Source organism: Streptomyces lanatus, assembly GCF_014655715.1.
Taxonomy (GTDB): Bacteria; Actinomycetota; Actinomycetes; order Streptomycetales; family Streptomycetaceae; genus Streptomyces; species Streptomyces lanatus.
In genome coordinates this window covers 106,825-128,706 of sequence record NZ_BNBM01000008.1, presented here as the reverse complement: position 1 = coordinate 128,706, position 21,882 = coordinate 106,825, and the positions used below count along the sequence as shown (strand labels likewise).

The window sequence follows — 21,882 nt, the reverse complement described above, 5'->3', positions numbered from 1 at the left end:
TGATCCGCGAATGCGGCGGCCTACAGCCCGCTCACCCTGAGCGTGATGTTCAACCGCCCGGTCAGCCCCAACTCCGGCGGTGCCGTGCCCGGGTACACCTTCGGTACGCCGTGGTAGGCGAGACGGGACGGGCCGCCGAAGACGAACAGGTCGCCGTCGCGCAGTTCGACGTCCGTGTACGGCCGGGTCCGGGTCTCGGTGTTGCCGAAGCGGAAGACGCAGGTGTCGCCGAGGCTCAGGGACACGACCGGCGCGTCCGACTTCTCGTCGCTGTCGCGGTGCATGCCCATGCGGGCCTCGGCGTCGTAGAAGTTGATCAGCGCGATGTCGTACGCCGGCCCCGCCACGTCGAGCGCGTCCCGTACCGCCTCGCGGCCCAGCTCGCCGAGCCACCCCGGGAACGGCTTCACCCGGGCGCCGTCGCCGTCCACGACCGTGCGGGCGTAGGCGTACGGGTACCAGTGCCAGCCGAGGCAGACCTGGCGGGCGGTCATCGTGCCGCCGCCGGGTGTACGGACCGTGCGCAGCCCTGCCGGTGGGCGCGCCCACTCGCGGCAGGCCGCTAGCAGCTCGCGCCGGCGCGCCGCGTCCAGCCAGTCGGGTACGTGCACCGCGCCCGGCGCGACCTCCGTACGCTCCCGAGGGAACAGCTCCCGGTCCATACCTCCCATCCTCCCCCACCATCCCTGAGCTGCGGTTCCGCTAGCCTGGACGCACCATGAACGACCGTATGACGACGCCGTGGGGCGAGTTCGCGCTCACCCGTTTCCCCGAGGACCCGCGCGAGAGGCTGCGTGCCTGGGACGCCTCCGACGAGTACCTCCTCAGGCACCTCGCGGAGAGCGAGATCCCGCTGGCCGGCACGGTCGTGGTCGTCGGTGACCGCTGGGGCGCCCTGGTCACGGCGCTCGCGGCGCACCGGCCGACGCAGATCACCGACTCCCATCTGGCGCAGGAGGCGACCCGGGCCAACCTCGCCCGGCTCGGCGTCGAGCCCGGCACCGTACGGCTCCTCACCACGCAGGACACCCCGCCGGACCGCGTCGACGTCCTGCTCGTGCGGGTGCCGAAGAGCCTGGCGCTGTTGGAGGACCAGCTGCTGCGGCTGGCGCCCGCGGTGCACGAGGGCACGGTGGTCGTCGGCACCGGCATGGTGAAGGAGATCCACACCTCGACGCTCCAGCTGTTCGAGCGGATCATCGGCCCGACCCGCACCTCGCTCGCCGAGAAAAAGGCCCGGCTGATCCTGTGCACGCCCGAGCCGTCGCTGAAGCGCCCCCCGAACCCGTGGCCGTACTCCTACACGCTCCCCGACGGCATCGGCGCCGCCTCGAAGGGCACGGTCGTCAATCACGCCGGGGTCTTCTGCGCCGACCGGCTGGACATCGGGACACGGTTCTTCCTGGGCCATCTGCCGAAGGTCAACGGCGAGCGGCGGGTGGTCGACCTCGGGTGCGGCAATGGCGTGGTCGGTACGGCGGTGGCGCTGGCGAACCCGGAGGCCGAGGTGCTGTTCGTGGACGAGTCGTTCCAGGCCGTGGCCTCGGCGGAGGCGACGTACCGGGCGAACGGGGTGCCGGGGCACGCCGAGTTCCGGGTCGGGGACGGGATGGCGGGCGTGCCGGCCGGGAGTGTCGACCTCGTGCTCAACAATCCGCCGTTCCACTCGCACCAGGCGACGACCGACGAGACGGCCTGGCGGATGTTCACGGGTGCGCGGCGTGCGCTCAAGCCGGGCGGTGAGCTGTGGGTGATCGGGAACCGGCATCTCGGGTACCACGTGAAGCTGCGGCGGCTGTTCGGCAACTGCCGACTCGTCGCCGGGGACCCGAAGTTCGTGGTGCTCAGGGCGGTCAGGGAGCCCCGAGCAGCCCGATGATGTCGGCCACCGCCCGCACCATCGCCTCACGGCCCGCGCTCAGATAGGTGCGGGAGTCGACGGCCTCCGGATGGGCGGCGAGATGGTCGCGGATCGCGCCCGTCATGGCGATGTTGAGGGCCGTGCCGACGTTGACCTTGGTGATGCCGCCCGCGACGGCCGCGGTCAGTTCGTCGTCGGGGACGCCAGAGGAGCCGTGCAGGACGAGGGGGACGTCCAGGGTGGCGGTGAGGCGCTTGAGGAGTTCGTGGTCGAGGGTCGCGGTGCGGGTCGTCATGGCGTGCGAGCTGCCGATGGCGACGGCCAGGGCGTCGACCCCGGAGTCGGCGACGAAGGCGTGGGCCTCGGTCGGGTCGGTGCGGGCGCCCGGGGCGTGGGCGTCCAGCGGCGGCTCGCCGTTCTTGCCGCCGAGGCGGCCCAACTCGGCCTCGATCCACAGGCCTTGGGCGTGCGCCCAGTCGGCGGCCGCCTTGGTCGCGGCGAGGTTGTCCAGGTACGGCAGGCGGGCCGCGTCGTACATCACGGAGCTGAATCCGGCGTCCGGCGCCTGGCGCAGCAGGTCGTCGCTCTGGATGTGGTCGAGGTGCAGGGCGACGGGCACGGCGGCGCGTTCGGCGGCGGCGACGGCGGCGCGGGCGAGCGGCAGCAGCCGTCCGTAGCGGAACTTGACGGCGTTCTCGCTGACTTGGAGGACGACGGGTGAACTCACCGATTCCGCACCGGCGATGACGGCCTCGATGTGTTCGAGGGTGATGACGTTGAAGGCGGCGACGGCTGAACGGGCTGCGGCGGCACGGGTGATGAGCTCGCCGGTGGTCGTGAGAGGCATCTCCTGTTCCTTCCTGGGGCGGGTCAGGGGGCGAGGATCACCGAGCGGGTGAGGTGACGCGGGCGGTCCGGGTCGAGGTCGCGGGCCGCGGCGACGGCGACCGCGAGGCGCTGGGCGCGGACCAGTTCGGCGAGCGGGTCGAGGCGGCCCTCGATCCACAGGGCGCCGGTGGCGCGGACCTGTGCGGCGAGGCCTTCCGGCGCCTCGCCGAACATCCAGGTCGCGGTGCCGTCAGTGGTGATGCTGATCGGGCCGTGCCGGTACTCCATCGCCGGGTAGGCCTCGGTCCAGGACAGCGACGCCTCGCGCATCTTCAGCGCGGCCTCGTTGGCGAGTCCGACGGTCCAGCCGCCGCCGAGGAAGGTGAACTGCCCGCATTCCACGAGCCCTTCGGGCAGTTCGGCGACGAGCGCGTCTTGGGCGTCGGTGATCGCCGCGTCGGTGTGCAGGCCCAGGTGGGTGCGGAGCAGGGTGAGGGCGGTGGTCGCGAAGCGGGTCTGCACGACGGAGCGTTCGTCCGCGTAGTCGAGGACGACGAGGTCGTCGGCGACGGCGATCACGGGTGTGTCGGGGTCGGCGGTGATCGCGACGGTGCGGGTACGCCCCTTCTGCCGCCCGAGCAGGTCGAGCACCTCAGTCGTCGTACCGGAGCGGGTGAGGGCGAGGACGCGGTCGTAGGTGCGCCCGTGCGGGAACTCGGACGCGGCGAAGGCGTCGGTCTCCCCCTGGCCCGATCCCTCGCGCAGCGCGGCGAAGGCCTGCGCCATGAAGTACGACGTGCCGCAGCCGACGACCGCGACCCGCTCCCCCGGCGCCGGCAGCGATCCGCCGAGGCCGGCCGCCTCGGCCGCGGCGCGGGTCCAGCACTCGGGCTGGCTGTTCAGTTCGTCCTCGACATGCGTCATGCCGCCGCCCTCCGGCTTCCCATTCAACCTTCATGCTCTTTCTTGCAAGATATCGCTGATTTTCGAGCATTATCAAGCAGTCCGGTGGATCTGGGTGCGCTAGGGTCGCCGAAGGTCGAGGAATGGAGACGCTGGATGTCGCGCGACGCCCGCTGGAAGGCGCTGCTGGAGCTGCTCGTCGAGCGGGGCCGGCTGGACGTCGAGGAGGCGGCCGCCGAGCTGGCGGTGTCGGCCGCCACGATCCGGCGTGACTTCGACCAGCTCGCCGAGCAGCAGATGCTGGTCCGCACCCGGGGCGGCGCGGTGGTCCACGGAGTGTCGTACGAACTGCCGCTGCGCTACAAGACGGCCCGGCACGCCTCCGAGAAGCAGCGGGTGGCCAAGGCGGTGGCCGGTCTCGTCGCGCCCGGCGAGGCGGTCGGGCTGACCGGCGGCACCACGACCACCGAGGTGGCACGCGCCCTGGCCGTGCGCAGTGATCTGGCGTCCGGCTCGCCGGCGCTGACGATCGTCACGAACGCGCTCAACATCGCCAATGAGCTGGCCGTGCGTCCGCAGTTCAAGATCGTGGTCACCGGCGGGGTCGCGCGCCCCCAGTCGTACGAGCTCATCGGGCCGCTCGCGGACGGGGTGCTGGGCCAGATCACCATCGATGTGGCGGTCCTCGGCGTCGTCGGCTTCGATGTGACGCATGGTGCCGCCGCGCACGACGAGGCGGAGGCGGCGATCAACCGGCTGCTGTGCGAGCGGGCCGAGCGGGTGATCGTGGCGGCCGACTCCAGCAAGCTCGGCAGGCGCGCGTTCGCCCGGATCTGCGCGACCGACGCGGTGGACACCCTGGTCACGGACGCCTCGGCGGACCCGGAGACGGTGCGGGGCTTCGAGGAGGCGGGCCTGAGGGTCGTCACGGTCTGAGCCAGCGCTCCGATGCGCCCCCTCATCGCGCCGATTCCACCTAGGCTGGGGAACGAGGCGCATGGCGGGCCAGGGAGGCTGCGATGAGCACAACCCCGACGGGGACGGCCGTACCCGGGGCGACGCGCTATGTGCCGATCGCCGAGCACGGGCTGATCGGCGATCTGCGCAGCGTGGCCCTGGTGGGCACCGAGGGCACCATCGACTGGTACTGCTGCCCGTCCTTCGACGCCCCGAGCGTCTTCGCCGCGATCCTGGACGCGGAGCGGGGCGGCTGCTTCGAGCTTTCGGCGTCGGTGCCGGCGCGGACCAAGCAGTTCTACTTCCCCGACACCAATGTCCTGATCACACGGTTCTTCACCGAGGACGGCGTGGGCGAGGTGCAGGACTTCATGCCGGTGGACGGCGGGTCGGTGGAGGCCGAGCGGCATCGGCTGATCCGGCGGGTGGTGTGCGTGCGCGGTTCGGTTCCCTTCCGCACCCGTGTCGCGCCGCGGTTCGACTACGGCAGGCGGCCGCACACCGTGCGCATGGTCGGCGATGTGGCGGTGTTCGAGTCCGAGGCGCTGTCGCTCGGGCTGACCGCGACCGTCCCGCTGGAGGTCGACGGCCTGGACACCCGGGCCGACTTCAAGCTGTCCGAGGGCGAGTCGGCGGTGTTCGCCCTGGACCAGGTCGGCGGTGAGGTGTCGCCGCGCAGGTGTGCGCGGACCGAGGCCGAGGAGCAGTTCGCGACGACGGTGGCGTACTGGCGCGGCTGGCTGTCCCGCTCGAAGTACCGGGGCCGGTGGCGGGAGATGGTGCACCGCTCGGCCCTCACGCTGAAGCTGCTCACCTACGCGCCGACCGGCGCGATCGTCGCCGCGCCGACGACGAGCCTGCCCGAGCAGCTCGGCGGCGAACGCAACTGGGACTACCGGTATGTGTGGGTGCGCGACGCCGCCTTCTGCGTCTACGCGATGCTGCGGCTCGGCTTCACCGAAGAGGCCGAGGCGTTCATGAAGTTCCTGACGCAGTACGTCAGTCCGTGCGCCGACGGCCACTCCGCCCCGCTCCAGGTGATGTACGGCATCGACGGCCGCACGGACCTCACCGAGACCGAACTCCCGCACCTGGAGGGCCATCAGGGCTCCGCCCCCGTGCGCATCGGCAACGCGGCCTCCGACCAGCTCCAGCTCGACATCTACGGCGCGCTGATCGACTCCATCTACCTCTACGACAAGTGGGCGCAGCCCATCTCCAGCGCCCAGTGGGACGATGTCTGCACCCTGGTGGACTGGGTGTGCGAGCACTGGGACCAGCCCGACGAGGGCGTGTGGGAGACCCGCGGCGGCCGCAAGAACTTCCTGTACTCGCGGCTCATGTGCTGGGTGGCGATCGAGCGGGGCATCCGGATGGCCAACCGGCGCGGTCTGCCCGCCGATCTGCCGCGCTGGCAGGCGTGCCGGGACACGATCTACCGGCGGATCATGAAGCGCGGCTGGTCCGAGACCCGCAAGGCGTTCGTCCAGCACGAGGACGACGATGTGCTGGACGCGGCCGTGCTGATGATGCCGCTGGCGAAGTTCATCGCGCCGACCGACCCCAAGTGGCTGTCCACCCTGGACGCGCTCACCCAGGACCTGGTGTCCGACTCGCTGGTCTACCGCTACGACCCGGAGGCGAGCCCCGACGGACTGCGCGGCGACGAGGGCACGTTCTCCATCTGCTCGTTCTGGTATGTCGAGGCCATGGTCCGCGCGGGCCGGGTCGACGAGGCGCGGCTCGCCTTCGAGAAGATGCTGACGTACGCCAACCATCTGGGCCTGTACGCCGAGGAGATCAGCCACACCGGCGAGCAGCAGGGCAACTTCCCGCAGGCGTTCACGCATCTGGCGCTGATCAGTGCCGCGTTCAATCTGGACCGTGCACTGGGATGAGGCTGGTTCGCAGGGGTTATCGGCAAGACATCGAAGTTAGGTGAGGCTAACCTAATAAGGGTTCCCAACTCACCCGAAGGGCACCCGAGATGACGCCTGGCTCGATCTTCCCGTACGTCATGCCGACCCCCGCGATGCTGCCCGACGACACCACGGGGTGGAGCCTCGACCCGGGCCGGGCGGCGGTCCTGGTCCTGAACTTACAGAGGCGCTTCGTGCGCGTCCTGGCGGAGGAGGGCGCGCCGGTCGCCGAACTCCTCGCGAACACCGGCCGGTTGGTGAGCGCCGCGCATGCCGCGGGCGTGCCCGTCATCCACTCGGTGCCCGCCGGGGAGCGCGGGCCCGCCCTGTATGTACGGCGGCCCGCGGCGCCGGCCGACCGGGACGGCGAGGCGTTCGCCGAGCAGGTCGAGCCGCGCTCCGGGGACGCCGTGCTCACCGCGCGCAAGCACAGCGCCTTCGCCCGGACCCGCCTGGACAGCAGGCTGCGCGATCTGAAGCGGGACCAGGTCGTGATCGCGGGGCTGTTCGCCCGGGTCGGGGTGCTGATGACCGCCGCCGACGCCTGGGTGCAGGACCTGGAGCCGTTCGTCGTCGCGGACGCCATCGCCGACGCCTCCTCCGGCAGCCACGGGTTCGCGCTGGAGTGGGTGGCGGACACATGCGGGGCGGTGACGTCCACGGACCGGGTGGTGGCGGTCTTCGGCCCCGCCGTGCCCGCGGCGGAAGCGGTCTGACCGCTCAGACGGATGCCGTGCGGCGGGCCAGCAGCGAGCGGTGGATCTCCCCCGCGCGGATCGCGGTCGTCGACAGCAGACTCGATGTGAGCCCGTGCGTGTGCTCGGTACTGCCCTGGAGATAGATCCCCGCGGCGACGTCGGGCGCCGTCTCCACCCGGTGGTCGCGCGAGACCCGGATGGCGTCGCCGTCGTCCCTGAGGCAGACCTTCGCCGCCTCGCCGAGCAGGGTGCCCAGGTCACGCGGCCGGTAGCCGGTGGCGTGCACGAGCACGTCGGCCCGCAGGACCTGCTTCTCGCCGGTGGGCAGGAACTCCACGGCGACGTCCAGAGGGCCGTCGCCACGCGGGCGGACGTCACGTATGCGGGAGACATTGAGGAACCGCAGCCGCTCCCGGCCGGTGACCTTCTCCTGGTACGCGGTGGCGTACAGGGACTCGATCAACTCCATGTCGACCACGGAGTAGTTGGTGGAGCGGTGGTAGTCGAAGAGGGACTGTTTCACCTCGGAGGGCGCCTCGAAGTACACATCCACCGCCTCCGGGTCGAAGATGCGGTTGGCGAAGGGGCTGTCGTCGGCGGGCGTGTAGCCGTACTTGGCGAACACCGCGCAGACCTCGGCCTCCGGGAAGGAGCGGTGCAGATAGTCGACGGTCTCGGCGGCGCTCTGCCCGGCGCCCAGGACGACCGCCCGGCGCACGGGCCGTCCGGTGGCGGCGAGTTCGGTGACGCGGGGCAGTAACTGGCTGTTGTGCCAGACGCGTTCGGAGAGTTCGACGCCGGGCGGCACATGGGGTTCCAGGCCGACGGCCACGCTGATGTCGCGGGCTCGGCGGGTGACGGTCCGGCCGGGGCGCTCGGGGTCGCGGCAGACCACGTCGAAGTGGGTCACCGTGCCGGTGTCGTCGCGCACCGGGTCGATGGCGGTGACCACATGGTCGTACGCCACGAGGTGCCGCACTCGCTCGGCGGCCCACTCGAAGTATTCGTGGAACTCGACGCGGAGCGGGAAGAGGGTCTTCTGGTTCAGGAAGTCGATCAGCCGGCCGCGCTCGCGCAGGAAGCACAGGAAGCTGAAGTCGCTGGCCGGATCGCGCAGCGTGACAAGGTCCTTCAGGAACGACACCTGCATGGTGGCGTCGTCGATGAGCATGCCCCGGTGCCAGCCGAAACGTGGCTGGCGTTCCAGGAAAAGGGCGTTGATCCGACGGTCGGCCGGAAGGCCTGCGTTGTGTTCGTCGATCGCTATGGCCAGTGCGAGATTCGACGGCCCGAAACCTATTCCGAGGACGTCATGGGTGGTGTCCGATCCCGTGAGCGGTGACTTCACCGTGGCATCGCCTCCCTCAGGCAGCCACATGTTAGATAAGGTTAGCCTTACCTTGCAATGGAGCCCGCCGAAGGGGAGAACCGCATGCGCGTCGCCATGTTCGGCTACCAGACCTGGGGTCACCGCACACTGCAGGCCTTGCTGGACTCCGATCACGAGGTCGTCCTCGTGGTCACCCACCCCAAGAGCGACCACGCCTACGAGAAGATCTGGGACGACTCCGTCGCCGAACTGGCCGAGAAGAACGGCGTCCCCGTCCTCCTGCGCAACCGCCCCGACGACCCCGAACTCCTGGACGCCGTAAGGGAGTCGAGGCCCGACATCCTCGTCGCCAACAACTGGCGCACCTGGCTGCCCCCGGAGCTCTTCGACCTGCCACCGCACGGCACGCTCAACGTCCACGACTCACTGCTGCCGTCCTACGCCGGTTTCTCGCCCATCATCTGGGCGCTCATCAACGGCGAGGAGCGCGTCGGGGTCACCGCGCACCGTATGAACGCCGACCTGGACGCCGGGGACATCCTGGTGCAGCGCTCGGTGGCGGTCGGCCCGGCCGACACCGCGACGGACCTGTTCCACCGCACCGTCGACCTCATCGCGCCCATCGTGCGCGAGTCCCTCGACCTCATCGCGTCCGGCAGGGACGCCGCCCAGTGGCAGCCGCAGGACCGCAGCCGCGCGAGCTTCTTCCACAAGCGCTCGGCGGAGGACAGCCGCATCGACTGGAGCTGGCCTGCGGAGCGCCTGGAGCGCCTCGTGCGGGCCCAGTCGGACCCGTATCCGAACGCGTACACGTTCCATCGCGGGCAGCGGATCCGGATCGTCTCGGCGGCCGTCTCCGAGGGCCGCTACGGCGGCACTCCGGGCCGCATCTTCATCCGCGAGGGCGACGGCATCGTCATCGTGGCGGGCGCGGACGCCCACAGCGGCCGGCACCCGGGGCTGGTGATCCGACGGCTGCGCACCGACGACGGCACGGAGTACGCGGCGACCGACTACTTCCGCACGATGGGGGGCTATCTGACCACCCGTCCGTGATCAGAGATCGCCAACTCCCGTCAAAAGCAAAGAAGTTGTCCGAAACACATTGCTAAGGCAAGGCTTACCTTGCTTTACTGGCGCGCATGTCGAGAAAGCTCCTCATCCCCCTTCTCACCGCCACTCTGGTCGCTGCGCTGGCAGCCTGCGGCTCCGTCGAGGACGACTCCAACACCTCCACCGACGCCTCCGGTGACGCGAAGGCGGACTCCTCGTCCGCCTTCCCGGTGTCCATCAAGCACAAGTTCGGCACCACGAAGATCGCCAAGGCACCGGAACGCATCGTGGTGATCGGCAACGGCGGCACGGACGACATCGACGCGCTCTACGCGCTCGGCGTCACCCCGGTCGCCATCTCGAAGGACTCCCTCAGCTCGGACGGCGTGTACCCGTGGCTGAAGGGCAAGATCGACACGAAGAAGACGGAACTCCTCGACACGCTGACGGCCGTCGACTACGAGAAGGTCGCCTCCCTCCAGCCCGATCTGATCCTCGCCACCTCCGACTTCACCCTCGACAAGGACTACAAGAAACTCGCCGCGGTGGCACCCACCATCGGCTACGAGACGGCGTGGGGGCAGCAGACCTGGCAGGAGCATGTGCAGGTGGTCGCCCAGGCCGTCGGCAAGGAGGACCAGGGCGAGCAGGTCGTCAAGGAGACCGAGGACAGCATCGCCGCGGTCAAGGAGAAGCACCCCAAGCTCGACGGCAAGACGTACAGCCTGTCCATCGGCAACACCCCGGCGAAGATCTTCACCATCGCCTCGGAGAAGGACTTCGCCGCCAAGCTGATGAGCCAGGTCGGGATGAGCCTGACCCCGTCGGTGAAGAACATCAAGACGGTCAACGGCAGTCCGACCGGTGAGCTGTCCTTCGAGCAGTTGGACAAGCTCGACGCCGATCTCGCGGTCATCGCGTTCACCACGCCGGACCTGAAGAAGGCGTTCGAGGCCAGCGACCTGGTGAAGAACATGTCCGCGGTGAAGGACGGCCGCTATGTCGTCACCGATGTCGCGACCATCAGCCAGCTGCGCAGCCCGTCCGCGCTGGGCATCCCGTGGGCGCTGAACAACCTGGAGCCCGGTTTCAAGAAGCTCGACTGACGGGCAACGGACAGGAGGGGCAGGGCGTCTTCGGGCACCCCGCCCCTCCTTCTGTCAGGTGTCGCGCAGTGCGGAGTCGATCTCCTCCGCCGACATGCCCTCGATCTCCAGCTGGATCGCGGCGACCTGTTCGAGCCGCCCGGGTGTCTCCTCCTCGGCGGACAGCCGTTTCGCCATGCCGCCCGCCGTGAGGGTCGCGAAGAGCGAGCGCACGGACACCTCGGAGGTGTCCAGCGCCTCACGCAGCCGGCCCACGATGAGGGTGGCGAGGACCGAGTCGCCGCCGAGGGCGAAGAAGCCGTCGTCGAGGCCGACGCGTTCGACGCCGAGGACATCCCGCCAGACACCGGCCACGACCGTCTCCAGGGCGGTGCCGGGCGCCCGATGACCGTCCGCCCCCTCCACCCGCCACAGCTCCTGTACGGCACGCCGGTCGAGCTTGCCGTTGGAGGTGAGCGGCAGTTCCGCGGCCACGGCGATCCGGGCCGGGACCATGTGCGGCGGCAGCACCGAGCGCGCCCACTCCCGCAGCTCGTCCTCGGCCGTCCCGGCGTCGGCGGCCACCGCTGCGGCGAGCTGGACGCCCTGCCCCCGGGTCAGCCCCGCCACGGCACGCCGTACCGCGGGGTGCCCGGCGAGGGCCGCCTCCACCTCGCCCAGCTCGATCCGGAAGCCCCGCACCTTGACCTGGTGGTCCCGGCGCCCGAGGAACTCCAGGGTCCCGTCGGGCCAGTACCGCGCGAGGTCACCGGTGCGGTACCAGCGCAGCCCGTCCGCCTCGGTGAACTTCTCGGCCGTACGCGAGGGATCGGCACGGTAGCCGAGCGCCACCCCGTCCCCGCCGATCCACAGCTCCCCCGACACCCAGTCCGGACAGTCCCGGCCCTGGGCGTCGACGACTCGGCAACGGACGTTGCGCAGCGGCGTGCCGTAGGGCACCGACCGCCAGTGCGCCGGGACTTCGGATCCAGGCACCTCGCAGACGGTGGAGTGGATCGCGGTCTCCGTGGTCCCGCCCAGCCCGGTGAACCGGCAGCCCGGCGCCCGCTCCGCGAGCCGCCCCGGCAGGTCGGTGCCCACCCAGTCACCGCCGAGCAACACCGCACGCACGCTGGGTAGTTCACCGGGCGCGGTGGCGAGGAGGAGCATGTCGAGGAGCGGGGGCACGCAGTTGATGAGGGTCACCTCGTGCGTGCGCACCAGGTCGGCCCACTCGCTCGCCTCACGCCGGTCGTCGTCGGCCACGAGGACGACGGCGCCGCCCGCGCCAAGGAGCCCGAAGACGTCGTACACGGAGAGGTCGAAGTCCAGCGCGGACAGGGCGAGACAGCGGTCCGAACTGCCCACGCCATAACGGTCGTTGAGGTCGTCGATGGTGTTCATGGCCGCCCGGTGCGGCACTTCGACGCCCTTGGGTTCCCCGGTGGAGCCCGAGGTGAACAGCACATAGGCGGGCTGTTCCTCGTCCACCGTCACCGGATCCGGCAGCGGGGCGGTGCGTACCGCCTCGCTGACCGGCAGGGCGTCGAGGCCCTCGACGGGGCGTCCGTCGGTCAGGGCGACACGGAAGCCGGCGGTGGCGCGGATACGGTCGCGGCGGGCGGGCGGCTGCTCGACGCCGATCGGCACATACGTGGCACCGGCGGCCAGCACGCCCAGTACGGCGGTGATCTGATCGGCCCCCTTGGGGAGGCTGACCGCGACCGTGTCGCCGGGGCGCACGCCCCGCTCCCGCAGCGCCGCGGCCGTGCGCAGCGCACGGTCGGCCAACTCGCTGTAGGAGAGGGCGCCTTCGGATCCCCACAGCAGGGCGGGCGCGCCCGGCCGTTCGGCGGCGTGGGCGAAGAAGCCCTGGTGCAGCAGCCGGTGGCTGCGCGGGCCCTCGGTGGCGTTGACCTTGGCGCGCAGTGCCGACTGCTCGGCCGGCAGCAGGGCCGGCACCGGGCGTTCCCACACCGTGTCGTCGGTGCCGAGCCGGGTGACGAGGCCGTGGAAGGCGGCGAACATCGCGTCGACCATGCCGGCCGGGAAGGCGTCCTCGCGGACGTCCCAGTTGACGAGGAGTCCGCCGTCGACCTCGGTGACCTGGGCGTCGAGCAGCACCTGCGGCCCCTGGGAGATGATCCAGACGGGCTTGCCGAAGGACTGCCGTACGCCCGTGTCGAAGAGCTCGCCGAGGTTGAGGGCGCTGGTGAACACGACGGGGGCGAGGACCTGTTCGCCGTTGTGCCGGGACAGGTCGCGCAGTACCTCCACGCCCGAGTAGTCGGCATGCGCGGCATCGGTGTGCATACGGTCCTGCAGACGCCGTGCGTGCTCGGTGAAGGAGCCCTCCCCGGCGAGGTCGACGTCGAGCAGCACCGAGCTGGTGAAGTCGCCGACGAGGAGGTCGACGTCGGGGTGGGAGCCCCTGCGGTCGAACATCGGCACGTTCAGCAGGAACCGGGGCTGTCCGCTCCAGGCGGCCAGGACCTCGGAGAAGGCGGTCGCCACGGCCATGGCCGGGGTCAGCCCGTGCTGGTGGGCGCGGGCGGTCAGGCGCCGCTTCTCCTGCGGCGGCAGCCAGTGGTGGCGGCGGGTCACCCGGGTCGGGTCCGTGCGGTCCGCCTCGGGCACCAGCGGGAGTTCGGGCGCGCTGGGCAGTTCCGGGATCCGCCGCTGCCACCACTCCCGCGCCTGCTCCCGGCTCAGCCGCCGTACGTCGGCGCGCTCGGCGAGGTACTCCGGGTAGCTGGTGCGGATCGGGGGAAGCGGGGCGGCCGGGTTCGCGTAGAGCTCGGCCAGGTCGGAGAGGAGCACCCGGTAGCTGAGGGCGTCGGCGGCCAGCATGTCGACGTCCACGTGCAGCCGGCTGGAGCCGTCCGGGAGCTGGGAGAGCTGTACGGAGAAGACCTTGCCGACGGCTACGTCCAGGCGGGCGTGCGAGGAGGTGTGCCGGATGTCCTCCAGGCGGGCGGCGGCTTGGCCGGTGTCGTATGTCCGCAGATCGTGGAGGACCGTCGCGGGGCCGGTGAGGTCGGGCAGGATCTGCTGGTGGCCGTCGTCGGTGAAGCGGGCGCGCAGCATGCCGTGGCGGGCCGCGAGGGCTCGTACGGCCGTGTCGAGCCGGTCGGGGTCGATGCCGGGGCCGTCGAACTCGACGTAGAGGTGGGCGGCGACGGAGCCCAGGGTGGTCTCGTCGCCGCGGCCGATCCAGTACGCGTGCTGCATCACGGCCAGCGGGAACGGCTCGCGGGGTTCGGGCCGGGCGGGTGCCGCGCTCACCGTGGGCGGGGGCGCCGGGACGTGGGCTTCCAGCAGTGTCCGCCAGGCGCGCAGGGTCGGTTCCTTGGCCAGCTCGGCGAAGCTGATCCGGACGCCGCGCTTGCGCCAGCCGCCCGCGATCCTCATCAGGGTGATCGAGTCCAGGCCCCAGGCGATGAGGCTGTCGTCCTCGCTGGGCGCCGCCTCCGGGCCGAATGTGTCGGTGACCGAACGGAGCAGCTCGTCCGCGGTCGGGGGGTGCTGCGTCACCGGTTCCTCCGAAGTCGTTCGAGTCGTGCGTGGGGCTCAGAAGTCGTGCTCGAAGTCGTCGATGTCCTCCTGGGTCAGTTCGACCAGGGGGAGGTCGGACGGGGTGAGGCCGCCGGCCGGGGTGTGCCGGGCCAGGCCGTGCAGGGCGCGTTCCCAGAGGCCGAGCAGGTCCCGTGCCTCCGCCTCGGTCAGGAAGGAGTCCGGCCAGGAGGCTGAGATGTGCAGCCGGACACCATCCGTCTCCTCGACGGCGACGGCGTTGATCTCCAGGCCGAAGGCGGTGGCCGGAGCGGGCACCCGGAGCATGGGGGCTTCGGGGGCGAGTTCCCAGGGCTCCTGGTCCGAGCCTGAGGCGGTGAAGCGGCCGAGGTAGTTGAAGAGGATCTGCGGCTGCGGCAGTTTCTCCAGGGCGGCTGCGGTGTCGGGGTTGAGGTGGCGCAGCAGGCCGTAGCCGATCCCGTGGTCGGGTACGGCGCGCAGCTGCTCCTTGATCCGCTTGAGCGCGGTGCCCGCGGCGGGCCCTCCGGACAGCGCCTCGTCCACATCCAGCGGGCCGGGGTCGATGCCGACGGGGTGGAAGGTGGTGAACCAGCCGACGGTGGACGACAGATCGACGCCCTCGGCGATGCCCTCCTCGCGCCCATGCCCCTCCAGGCCCACCAGCAGCGCACGCCCGGTCAGGTCACCCCGCCGCTCCCGCCAGGCCGATGCGGCGAGGGCGAGGGCGGTGAGCAGGACGTCGGGGACGGCGGCGTGGTAGGCGGCGGGTACGTCGGCGAGCAGGGGCCCGGTGATGCCGGGTGGCAGCACCAGGTTCCGCTCCAGTGGCGTGCCCCAGGTACCCGGGCTGCGGTCGATCAGCGGACGCACTTCGTCCACCGCCCTTGTCCACCAGGTCAGTTCACGCATCCGCTCCGGATTGCGGGCCTCCTCGCCGAGGAGCCTGCTCCAGGTACGGAAGGACGTACCGCCACGTGGCAGGGCCCGGTCCTCGTGCCGCCAGGCCTCCTCCAGGTCGGACATGATGATCCGCCAGGACACCCCGTCCACGACCAGGTGATGGGCCACCAGCAGCAGCCGTCCCGACTCGGTGAACCGCACGGCCTGGAGCATGCGCCCGGCCGCCGGGTCGAGCCGGCCCGCGGCGGCGGCCAGCTGATCCTGCAGCGCCCCGTCCCCCGCCTCGCTCAGCAACTCGCCCGCACGGACCGCCCCTTCGGCGGGCACCACCAGCTTGTCCGTCAACCGGGCCCGGAGCAGGTCGTGTCGGTCCAGTACCGCTTGGAGTACGGCGACGAGACGGTCGTGGGTGACATCCGGCGGGGTCACGAGGAGCACCGCCTGGGCGAGCCCGGCGTAGGAGCCGTCGGGTCCTGCCGCCCAGTGCATGACCGGGGTCAGCTCCACTTCGCCGACCGGCTCGTCGGCGGGGCGGGTGCCGGTGTCGGCTCGCTCGGCGGATGCGGCGAGGCCGGCCGGGGTCGGGGTCTGGAAGACATGCCGGGGGCTGAGCGCGATACCGGCCTTGCGGGCCAGGGTCACCAGGCGGATGGAGACGATGCTGTCGCCGCCGAGTTCGAAGAAGTTGTCGTCGACGTCGACCTGGCTGAGTCCGAGGACGGACGCGAACAACTCGCACAGCCGTCGCTCGCGTTCGTCGGCGGGTGCCCGGGTCTCCGTCCCGGAGGTCGGCACCGAGGGCGCGGGCAGGGAGCCGCGGTCGACCTTGCCGGAGGGCAGCAGCGGGAACGCGTCGAGGGCGGTGAGCGTGCGCGGCACCATGTGCTCGGGCAGCCGTTCCCGGAGCCACCTGTGCAGGTCGCCGGTGTCGGCGGCGGCCAGGTGGTACCCGGCGAGCTGCTTGACGCCGGGGGCGTCCTCCCGGATGACGACCACGGCACGTCGTACGCCGGGATGCTGTTCGACGATCGCCTCGATCTCCTCCAGCTCGACGCGCATGCCGCGGATCTTGACCTGGTTGTCCGCCCGGCCGAGGAACTCCAGGGTGCCGTCGCGCTGCCATCGCACCAGGTCGCCGGTGCGGTAGAGCCGCTCGCCGGGCGGGCCGAACGGGTCGGCCACCCAGTGGTCGGCGGTACGGCGGGGGTCGTTGACATAGCCGCGGCCGAGGTAGACGCCCCCGGCGTACAGCTCGCCGGGCACGCCGACCGGCACCGGCTGCAACCGGTCGTCCAGGACGTAGAGGCGGGTGTTGCCGTTGGGGCGGCCGATGGAGACGGCGCTGCGGAGGGCGCCGGTGCGGTAGACGACGTGGCTCACGCCGATGGTGGCCTCGGCCGGTCCGTACCCGTGGTACATCACCGCGGGGCTCGCGGCGCGGAAGCGGGCGAACAGTTCCGGGGTGAGCACCTCGCCGCCGCACCACACATGCCGCAGCGAGCGGGCCCGCCGGGCGAAGCCGTCGAGTTCGAGCAGCAGGTCGAGCATGGAGGAGACGAGGTAGGTGAAGGTGACCCGGTGTCGTTCGACGGTGTCGAGGAGGTAGTCGACGTCGCGTTCACCGCCGGGTTCGGCGATGACCACGCGTCCGCCGTGCACCAGCGGCAGGAAGATCTCATTGATGGAGATGTCGAAGCCGAGCGGCGCCTTGAACAGGGCCGCGTCGTCCGTGCCGAAGCCGAGCAGCTCGCGCTGCCACAGCAGCCGGTGGGCGATGGCCCGGTGGCGGATCATGGCGCCCTTGGGGACGCCGGTGGAGCCGGAGGTGTGGATGACGTAGGCGAGGCCCTCCGGGTCGACGGGGACGTCCGGGTTGTCCGGCTGCTGCGGACCGTCCAGGCGCACCTCGACGAACGGCGGCGCCTCGTCCCCGAGTTCCGCCGTACCGCCCGGACGGCCCAGCACCGCCGTCAGCGCCGCGCCACGGCACACCTCGGCGATCCTGCGCGCCGGCCAGGTCGGCTCCAGCGGCACGAACGCCCCGCCCGCCTTCAGCACCGCGAGCAGTCCTACGACCATCTCCACCGAGCGTTCCAGGTGGATACCGACGCAGCGCTCGGGCCCGACGCCGAGCGAAGTCAGCTGCTGGGCAAGGGCGTTGGCGCGGGCGTTCAGCTCGCCGTACGTCAGTCGCGTACCGCCCTCTATGCCGTACTCCACGGCGGTCAACCGGGGAGTCATCGCCGCCTGTTCCTCGAACAGGGCGGTCAGGGTGGTGGCGGGCATCGGATGCGCGGTGTCGTTCCACTCCCCGAGCATCCGGGCACGCTCACCCGGGGTGAGGACATCGGCCAGGCCCACCGGCAGGTCGGGCTTCCGGGCCAGCTCACCGACCAGGAGCACGAACCGCTCCACCAGGTCCCGTGCGGTGTCGGGGTCGTACAGGTCGCGGCTGTACACGAGCGCGCCGGTGATGCCGTCGCCGTCCGGCCGCTCGAAGACATGGAAGGCGAGGTCGGTCTTCGCGGTGTAGAAGTCGACGCGCAGTTCGCCGAGCGTGAGCCCCGCGAAGTCCCTTGCCTCGTCCGGGGCTTGCTGATGGGCGAGCATCACCTGGAACAGTGGATGCCGGCCCATCGAGCGGGCGGGGGCGAGCGCGTCCACCAGCCGCTCGAAAGGCAGGCCCTGGTGGGCGTAGGCGTCCACGTCGGTCTCGCGCACCCGGGCGAGCAGCGTACGGAACGTCGGGTCGCCGGAGATGTCGGTGCGCAGCACCAGGGTGTTGACGAAGAGGCCCACGAGATCGTCCAGAGCCGCGTCGCCCCGCCCGGCGACCGGGGTGCCGAGGGGGATGTCGTCCCCGGCGCCCATACGTCCGAGGAGAACGGCGAGTGCGGCCTGGAGCGCCATGAAGACAGTGCCGCCGGTCGCGGCGGACAGCTCCCGCAACGCCTCATGCACCTCGGCGTCGAGGGCGAAGTCCACGGCCCCGGCGCGGTATCCGGCGACGGCGGGGCGGGGTCGGTCGGCGGGTAGTTGGAGTTCCTCCGGAATTCCCTCCAACTGCCGTGCCCAGTAGGCCAGTTCGTCGTCATGTTCCCCATGCAGCTGCCACAGCGTGTAGTCGGCGTACTGCACCGTGAGCGGTGACCATGCGGGCCGGACGCCCCGCAGTCTCGCCTCGTACGCGGCCTCCAGGTCCCTCAGCAGCGGCTGTGCCGACCAGCCGTCGGTCGCGATGTGATGGACGAGGAGGAGCAGGATGTGCTCGTCGGGGGCGAGGGCGTAGAGGGTGGCCCGTACGGGGATCTCGGTGTCCAAGTCGAAGGAGTACGCGGCGGCCTCGCGCAGGAGCGCGTCGAGTTCTCCGGCTCGCGCCGGGACGACCTCGAAGGGCACGGTCACATCCGCCACGACCCGCTGATGGGGCGTGCCGTCGACGTCCGGGAAGACGGTGCGCAGCGCCTCGTGCCGGGCTACGACGTCGTGGAGCGCGGCCCGCAGCGCGTCGGCGTCGAGCGGGCCCGTGAGACGTACGGCGGTGTGGATGTTGTACGTCGGGGTCGGCCCCTCCAGCCGGTACAGGAACCACAGCCTGGCCTGGGCGGAGGACAGCGGCACCGGGTCTGGGCGTGGGGCCGGGCGCAGCGCGGGGCGGAGTTCGGTGGCCGGGGTGGCGAGGAGCGGGGCGAGTTCGGCCACGGTGGGCGTGTCGAATACGGCGCGGAGGGGGACGTCGGCTCCCCGCTCGGCGCGGATGCGGGCGACCAGGTGCGTGGCCAGCACGGAGTGGCCGCCGAGGGCGAAGAACTCGTCGTGGATGCCGACGGACGGCAGCCCGAGCAGCTCGGCGAACAGGGCGCACAGCGTCGCCTCCGCCTCGGTGCGGGGGCCGGTGTCGGTGGTGAGGTCGGCGAGGTCGGGCGCGGGCAGGGCGGCGCGGTCGAGCTTGCCGTTGGGGGTCAGGGGCAGGGCGTCGAGAAGGACGACGGCGGAGGGTACGAGATGCTCCGGGAGCGTCACCTTGAGGTCCCGCCGGAGCTGTAGCGGTTCCGGTTCCGGCGAGGCCCCGGGCTGGGGCACGGCGTACGCCACCAACCAGGGGTCACCCGACCGATCCTGACGTACCGTCACCGCCGCCTGGGAGATCCCGGGCAGCGCGGCCACCGCCGCCTCGGTCTCGCCCGGCTCGACGCGGAAGCCGCGGATCTTCACCTGGTCGTCGGATCGGCCGAGGAACTCCAGCGCCCCCTGCGCACTCCAGCGCACCAGGTCGCCGGTGCGGTAGAGGCGGGCGCCGGGCGGGCCGTACGGGTCGGCGACGAAGCGGTCGGCGGTCAGGCCGGGGCGGTTCAGATAGCCGCGGGCGAGTTGGGCGCCGCCGAGGTAGAGCTCGCCGGGGACGCCCGGCGGTACGGGGCGCAGGGACTCGTCCAGGACGAGGGTGCGGGTGTTCCACACCGGGCACCCGATGGGCACGGAACCGGCGGCCGACCTCGTCCCCTCGGCGCTCGGCCATGCCGTGACGTCCACGGCGGCCTCGGTGGGGCCGTAGAGGTTGTGCAGTGCGGTGCCGGGCAGCAACTCGGCGCAGCGCTCGGCGAGTTCGGAGGGCAGGGCCTCGCCGCTGCACACCAGGCGGCGCAGTACTCCGCGCACCCGCCCGGCGGCGGGGTCGTCGAGGAAGACGCGCAGCATCGAAGGGACGAAGTGCGCGGTCGTGATCCGCCGCTCGTGGATGAGCCCGGCGAGATAACCGGGGTCGCGGTGGCCGCCGGGCCGGGCGAGCACCAGCTGTGCGCCGGTGATCAGGGGCCAGAAGAACTCCCAGACGGACACGTCGAAACCGGCCGGCGTCTTCTGCAACACCCGGTCGTCGTGCCCGAGTTCATACGTGTCCTGCATCCACAGCAGCCGGTTGACGATCCCGGAGTGCGGGACGACGACGCCCTTGGGGCGACCGGTGGAACCGGAGGTATAGATGACGTACGCCGGGTGCTCGGGCCGCAGCGGCTGGAGGCGGTCGGCGTCGGTGATTTCGGCGGCGTCGAAGTCGGTAAGGTCCGTGTCCAGCAGGAGCAGCGGCACCCCGGGCGGCAGGACCCGGGCCGTGTCCGGGCCGGTCAGGACGAGCGCCGGCGCGGCGTCCTCAACCATGAACGCCAGTCGCTCGGCCGGGTATCCGGTGTCCAGCGGGAGGTAGGCGGCGCCCGCCTTGAGCACCGCGAGCAGCGCCACCACCAGATCGGTGCCACGGTCCAGGGCCACGCCCACCAGTTGTTCGGGGCCCACGCCGTGGGAGATCAGCAGCCGGGCGAGCCGGTTGGCGCGGGTGTGGAGTGCGGCGTAGTCGAGATCCGGCGAGCCGTCGTCGGCGAGGAGAGCGGGGGCGTGAGGGGTGCGTGCGGCCTGCTGGGCGAGGAGGTCGGTGAGATGGGTGGCCGGGACGGGGTGGTCGGTGGCGTTCCACTCCGTCAGGACCAGGCGCTCCTCCGCCTCGGTCATCAACGACAGCCGGGATACGGCGAGTTCCGGGTCGGCCAGCGCCGCGTCGAGGAGCGTCTCCAGGTGCCGGAGCTGCCGGTCGACGGTGTCCGGGGCGAAGAGGCCGCTGCGGTGGGTGGCCTCGATCCGCAGCCGCCCGTCGGTGAGGAAGGCCTCCAGGGACAGGTCGAACTGGGTGGTGTCGTTGTGGACGGTCTCCCATGTGGCACTCACCCCGGGGAACCGGGGACCTTCGAGTCCCTGGGTGAGGAAGAGGAGCATGACGTCGAAGTAGACGGAGCGCCCCGGCTGCCGCTCCGGCTTCAGCCGCTCCACCAGCTTGTCGAACGGCATGTCCTGGTGGGCGTATCCGTCCGTGCACAACTGCCGTACCCGCTCGACGAGTTCGGCGAATCCCGGGTCGCCGGAGAGGTCGGCGCGCAGGGCGAGGGTGTTGCCGAAGTTGCCGATCAGGTTCTCGAGCCCGGGGAGGTCGCGGTTCATGACGGCCGAGCCGATGGGGACGTCGGTGGCGCCGGTGGTGCGGTGCAGCAGGGCCGCCAGTCCGGCGAACAGGACCATGAAGGGGGTCACGCCGGCGGCCCGCGCGAAGACGGTCAGTCGGTCGGTGAGGTCGGCGGCGAAGGTGTGGAAGCACCGGTCGCCGTCGGCGGTCGGGCGGGCGGCGCGTGGGGCGTCGACGGGCAGGGCGAGGGGGCGGGGCGGGGGCACGAGGGTGGTGCGCCAGTGGTCGAGGTGCTCGGCCAGCCGCTCATCGGTCCAGGTGGCGCGCTGCCAGTGAGCGAAGTCGCCGTACTGGAGGGGGAGTTGTTCGAGCTGCGGCGGCTCCCCTTCAGCCGCCGCGCGATAGAGGGCGGTCAGGTCACGGGAGAGGGCGTTGAACGTCCCTCCGTCCCAGGCGATGTGATGGACGGTCAGGATGAGTGTGTGGTCGTCCCGGTCCGCCCGCCGGATCAGGAGGGCGCGCAGCGGGTGATCGGTGGCGAGGTCGAAGGCGGTGGCCGAGGCGGTACGGGCCAGGGCTGCCGCCGCCCGCTCCTGTTCCGCCTCCGCCAGCTCTCGCACGTCGGCCGTGTCGAACACGACCTCCGCCTCGGCGTCGACGCGTTGCTCCGGGGTGCCGTCGGCGGTGACCGGATAGCGGGTGCGCAGGATCTCGTGCCGGTCGATCAGGCCCTGTAAGGCGGTGCGCAGCGCGGTGGCGTCGAGCGGGCCGCGCAGGCGGATGGCCAGGCAGACGTTGTAGGCAGGACTGGCGGGGTCGAGCTGCTGGAGCAGCCACATCCGGGACTGGGCGTACGACAGCGGC

General features: G+C 71.4%; 11 protein-coding genes and 2 pseudogenes. 6 read left to right on the top strand and 7 right to left on the bottom strand.

The features are described 5' to 3' along the window. Window positions 1–20: 20 nt before the first annotated feature. Complete coding sequence (locus IE325_RS22320) at window positions 21–662, bottom strand: alpha-ketoglutarate-dependent dioxygenase AlkB family protein (protein ID WP_190071775.1); 642 nt, start codon at window positions 660–662, stop codon at window positions 21–23. Between the two features lie 68 nt (window positions 663–730). On the opposite strand from IE325_RS22320, the gene IE325_RS22315 reads away from it, so the two are divergent. Then, a complete protein-coding gene (locus IE325_RS22315) occupies window positions 731–1,879 on the top strand; it encodes a methyltransferase (RefSeq protein ID WP_190071985.1) in 1,149 nt (382 codons plus the stop codon). On the opposite strand, the gene IE325_RS22310 is transcribed toward IE325_RS22315, so the two are convergent. Further along, window positions 1,854–2,708 (bottom strand): class II fructose-bisphosphate aldolase, encoded by an 855-nt coding sequence (locus IE325_RS22310; RefSeq protein WP_190071774.1) that lies wholly within the window; start codon window positions 2,706–2,708, stop codon window positions 1,854–1,856. The genes IE325_RS22315 and IE325_RS22310 overlap by 26 nt on opposite strands. A gap of 23 nt (window positions 2,709–2,731) precedes the next feature. Then, a complete protein-coding gene (locus IE325_RS22305; protein WP_190071773.1) occupies window positions 2,732–3,613 on the bottom strand; it encodes an SIS domain-containing protein in 882 nt (293 codons plus the stop codon). A 135-nt stretch (window positions 3,614–3,748) separates the two neighbouring features. On the opposite strand from IE325_RS22305, the gene IE325_RS22300 reads away from it, so the two are divergent. The 3 genes from IE325_RS22300 to IE325_RS22290 all read left to right on the top strand — a co-directional run bounded on the left by IE325_RS22300 (window position 3,749) and on the right by IE325_RS22290 (window position 7,184). After that, window positions 3,749–4,528, top strand: coding sequence for a DeoR/GlpR family DNA-binding transcription regulator (locus tag IE325_RS22300; protein ID WP_190071772.1), 780 nt, complete (start codon window positions 3,749–3,751; stop codon window positions 4,526–4,528). Between the two features lie 83 nt (window positions 4,529–4,611). Beyond that, on the top strand, window positions 4,612–6,447 hold the full coding sequence (locus IE325_RS22295; RefSeq protein WP_190071771.1) for a glycoside hydrolase family 15 protein: 1,836 nt from the start codon (window positions 4,612–4,614) through the stop codon (window positions 6,445–6,447). An 89-nt stretch (window positions 6,448–6,536) separates the two neighbouring features. Beyond that, window positions 6,537–7,184, top strand: coding sequence for an isochorismatase family protein (locus IE325_RS22290; RefSeq protein WP_190071770.1), 648 nt, complete (start codon window positions 6,537–6,539; stop codon window positions 7,182–7,184). A 4-nt stretch (window positions 7,185–7,188) separates the two neighbouring features. Here the strand turns inward: IE325_RS22290 and IE325_RS22285 are convergent, their stop codons facing one another. Then, a complete protein-coding gene (locus tag IE325_RS22285) occupies window positions 7,189–8,514 on the bottom strand; it encodes a lysine N(6)-hydroxylase/L-ornithine N(5)-oxygenase family protein (RefSeq protein WP_190071769.1) in 1,326 nt (441 codons plus the stop codon). Between the two features lie 84 nt (window positions 8,515–8,598). Between IE325_RS22285 and IE325_RS22280 the strand changes: the two genes are divergently transcribed. Both IE325_RS22280 and IE325_RS22275 read left to right on the top strand, forming a co-directional pair. Then, on the top strand, window positions 8,599–9,552 hold the full coding sequence (locus IE325_RS22280) for a methionyl-tRNA formyltransferase (protein WP_190071768.1): 954 nt from the start codon (window positions 8,599–8,601) through the stop codon (window positions 9,550–9,552). A gap of 86 nt (window positions 9,553–9,638) precedes the next feature. Next, window positions 9,639–10,655, top strand: coding sequence for an iron-siderophore ABC transporter substrate-binding protein (locus tag IE325_RS22275; RefSeq protein ID WP_190071767.1), 1,017 nt, complete (start codon window positions 9,639–9,641; stop codon window positions 10,653–10,655). Window positions 10,656–10,709: 54 nt separating this feature from the next. Here the strand turns inward: IE325_RS22275 and IE325_RS22270 are convergent, their stop codons facing one another. From IE325_RS22270 to IE325_RS47225, 3 genes and pseudogenes are all read right to left on the bottom strand, one after another. Further along, window positions 10,710–14,168, bottom strand: coding sequence for a non-ribosomal peptide synthetase (locus tag IE325_RS22270; RefSeq protein WP_190071766.1), 3,459 nt, complete (start codon window positions 14,166–14,168; stop codon window positions 10,710–10,712). A 36-nt stretch (window positions 14,169–14,204) separates the two neighbouring features. Further along, window positions 14,205–17,315 (bottom strand): annotated as a pseudogene (locus IE325_RS47230) (amino acid adenylation domain-containing protein); the annotation flags it as partial. A gap of 81 nt (window positions 17,316–17,396) precedes the next feature. Beyond that, window positions 17,397–21,857: pseudogene (locus tag IE325_RS47225) on the bottom strand (amino acid adenylation domain-containing protein); the annotation flags it as partial. Between the last annotated feature and the right edge of the window lie 25 nt (window positions 21,858–21,882).

What these genes read in the sequence shown, in the direction of transcription:
- IE325_RS22300 (WP_190071772.1), top strand. Translation starts at nt 3,749, where the DNA reads ATGTCGCGCGACGCCCGCTGGAAGGCGCTGCTGGAGCTGCTCGTCGAG.
- IE325_RS22315 (WP_190071985.1), top strand. Translation starts at nt 731, where the DNA reads ATGACGACGCCGTGGGGCGAGTTCGCGCTCACCCGTTTCCCCGAGGAC.
- IE325_RS22280 (WP_190071768.1), top strand. Translation starts at nt 8,599, where the DNA reads ATGCGCGTCGCCATGTTCGGCTACCAGACCTGGGGTCACCGCACACTG.
- IE325_RS22295 (WP_190071771.1), top strand. Translation starts at nt 4,612, where the DNA reads ATGAGCACAACCCCGACGGGGACGGCCGTACCCGGGGCGACGCGCTAT.
- IE325_RS22320 (WP_190071775.1), bottom strand. Translation starts at nt 662, where the DNA reads ATGGACCGGGAGCTGTTCCCTCGGGAGCGTACGGAGGTCGCGCCGGGC.
- IE325_RS22310 (WP_190071774.1), bottom strand. Translation starts at nt 2,708, where the DNA reads ATGCCTCTCACGACCACCGGCGAGCTCATCACCCGTGCCGCCGCAGCC.
- IE325_RS22290 (WP_190071770.1), top strand. Translation starts at nt 6,537, where the DNA reads ATGACGCCTGGCTCGATCTTCCCGTACGTCATGCCGACCCCCGCGATG.
- IE325_RS22275 (WP_190071767.1), top strand. Translation starts at nt 9,639, where the DNA reads ATGTCGAGAAAGCTCCTCATCCCCCTTCTCACCGCCACTCTGGTCGCT.
- IE325_RS22305 (WP_190071773.1), bottom strand. Translation starts at nt 3,613, where the DNA reads ATGACGCATGTCGAGGACGAACTGAACAGCCAGCCCGAGTGCTGGACC.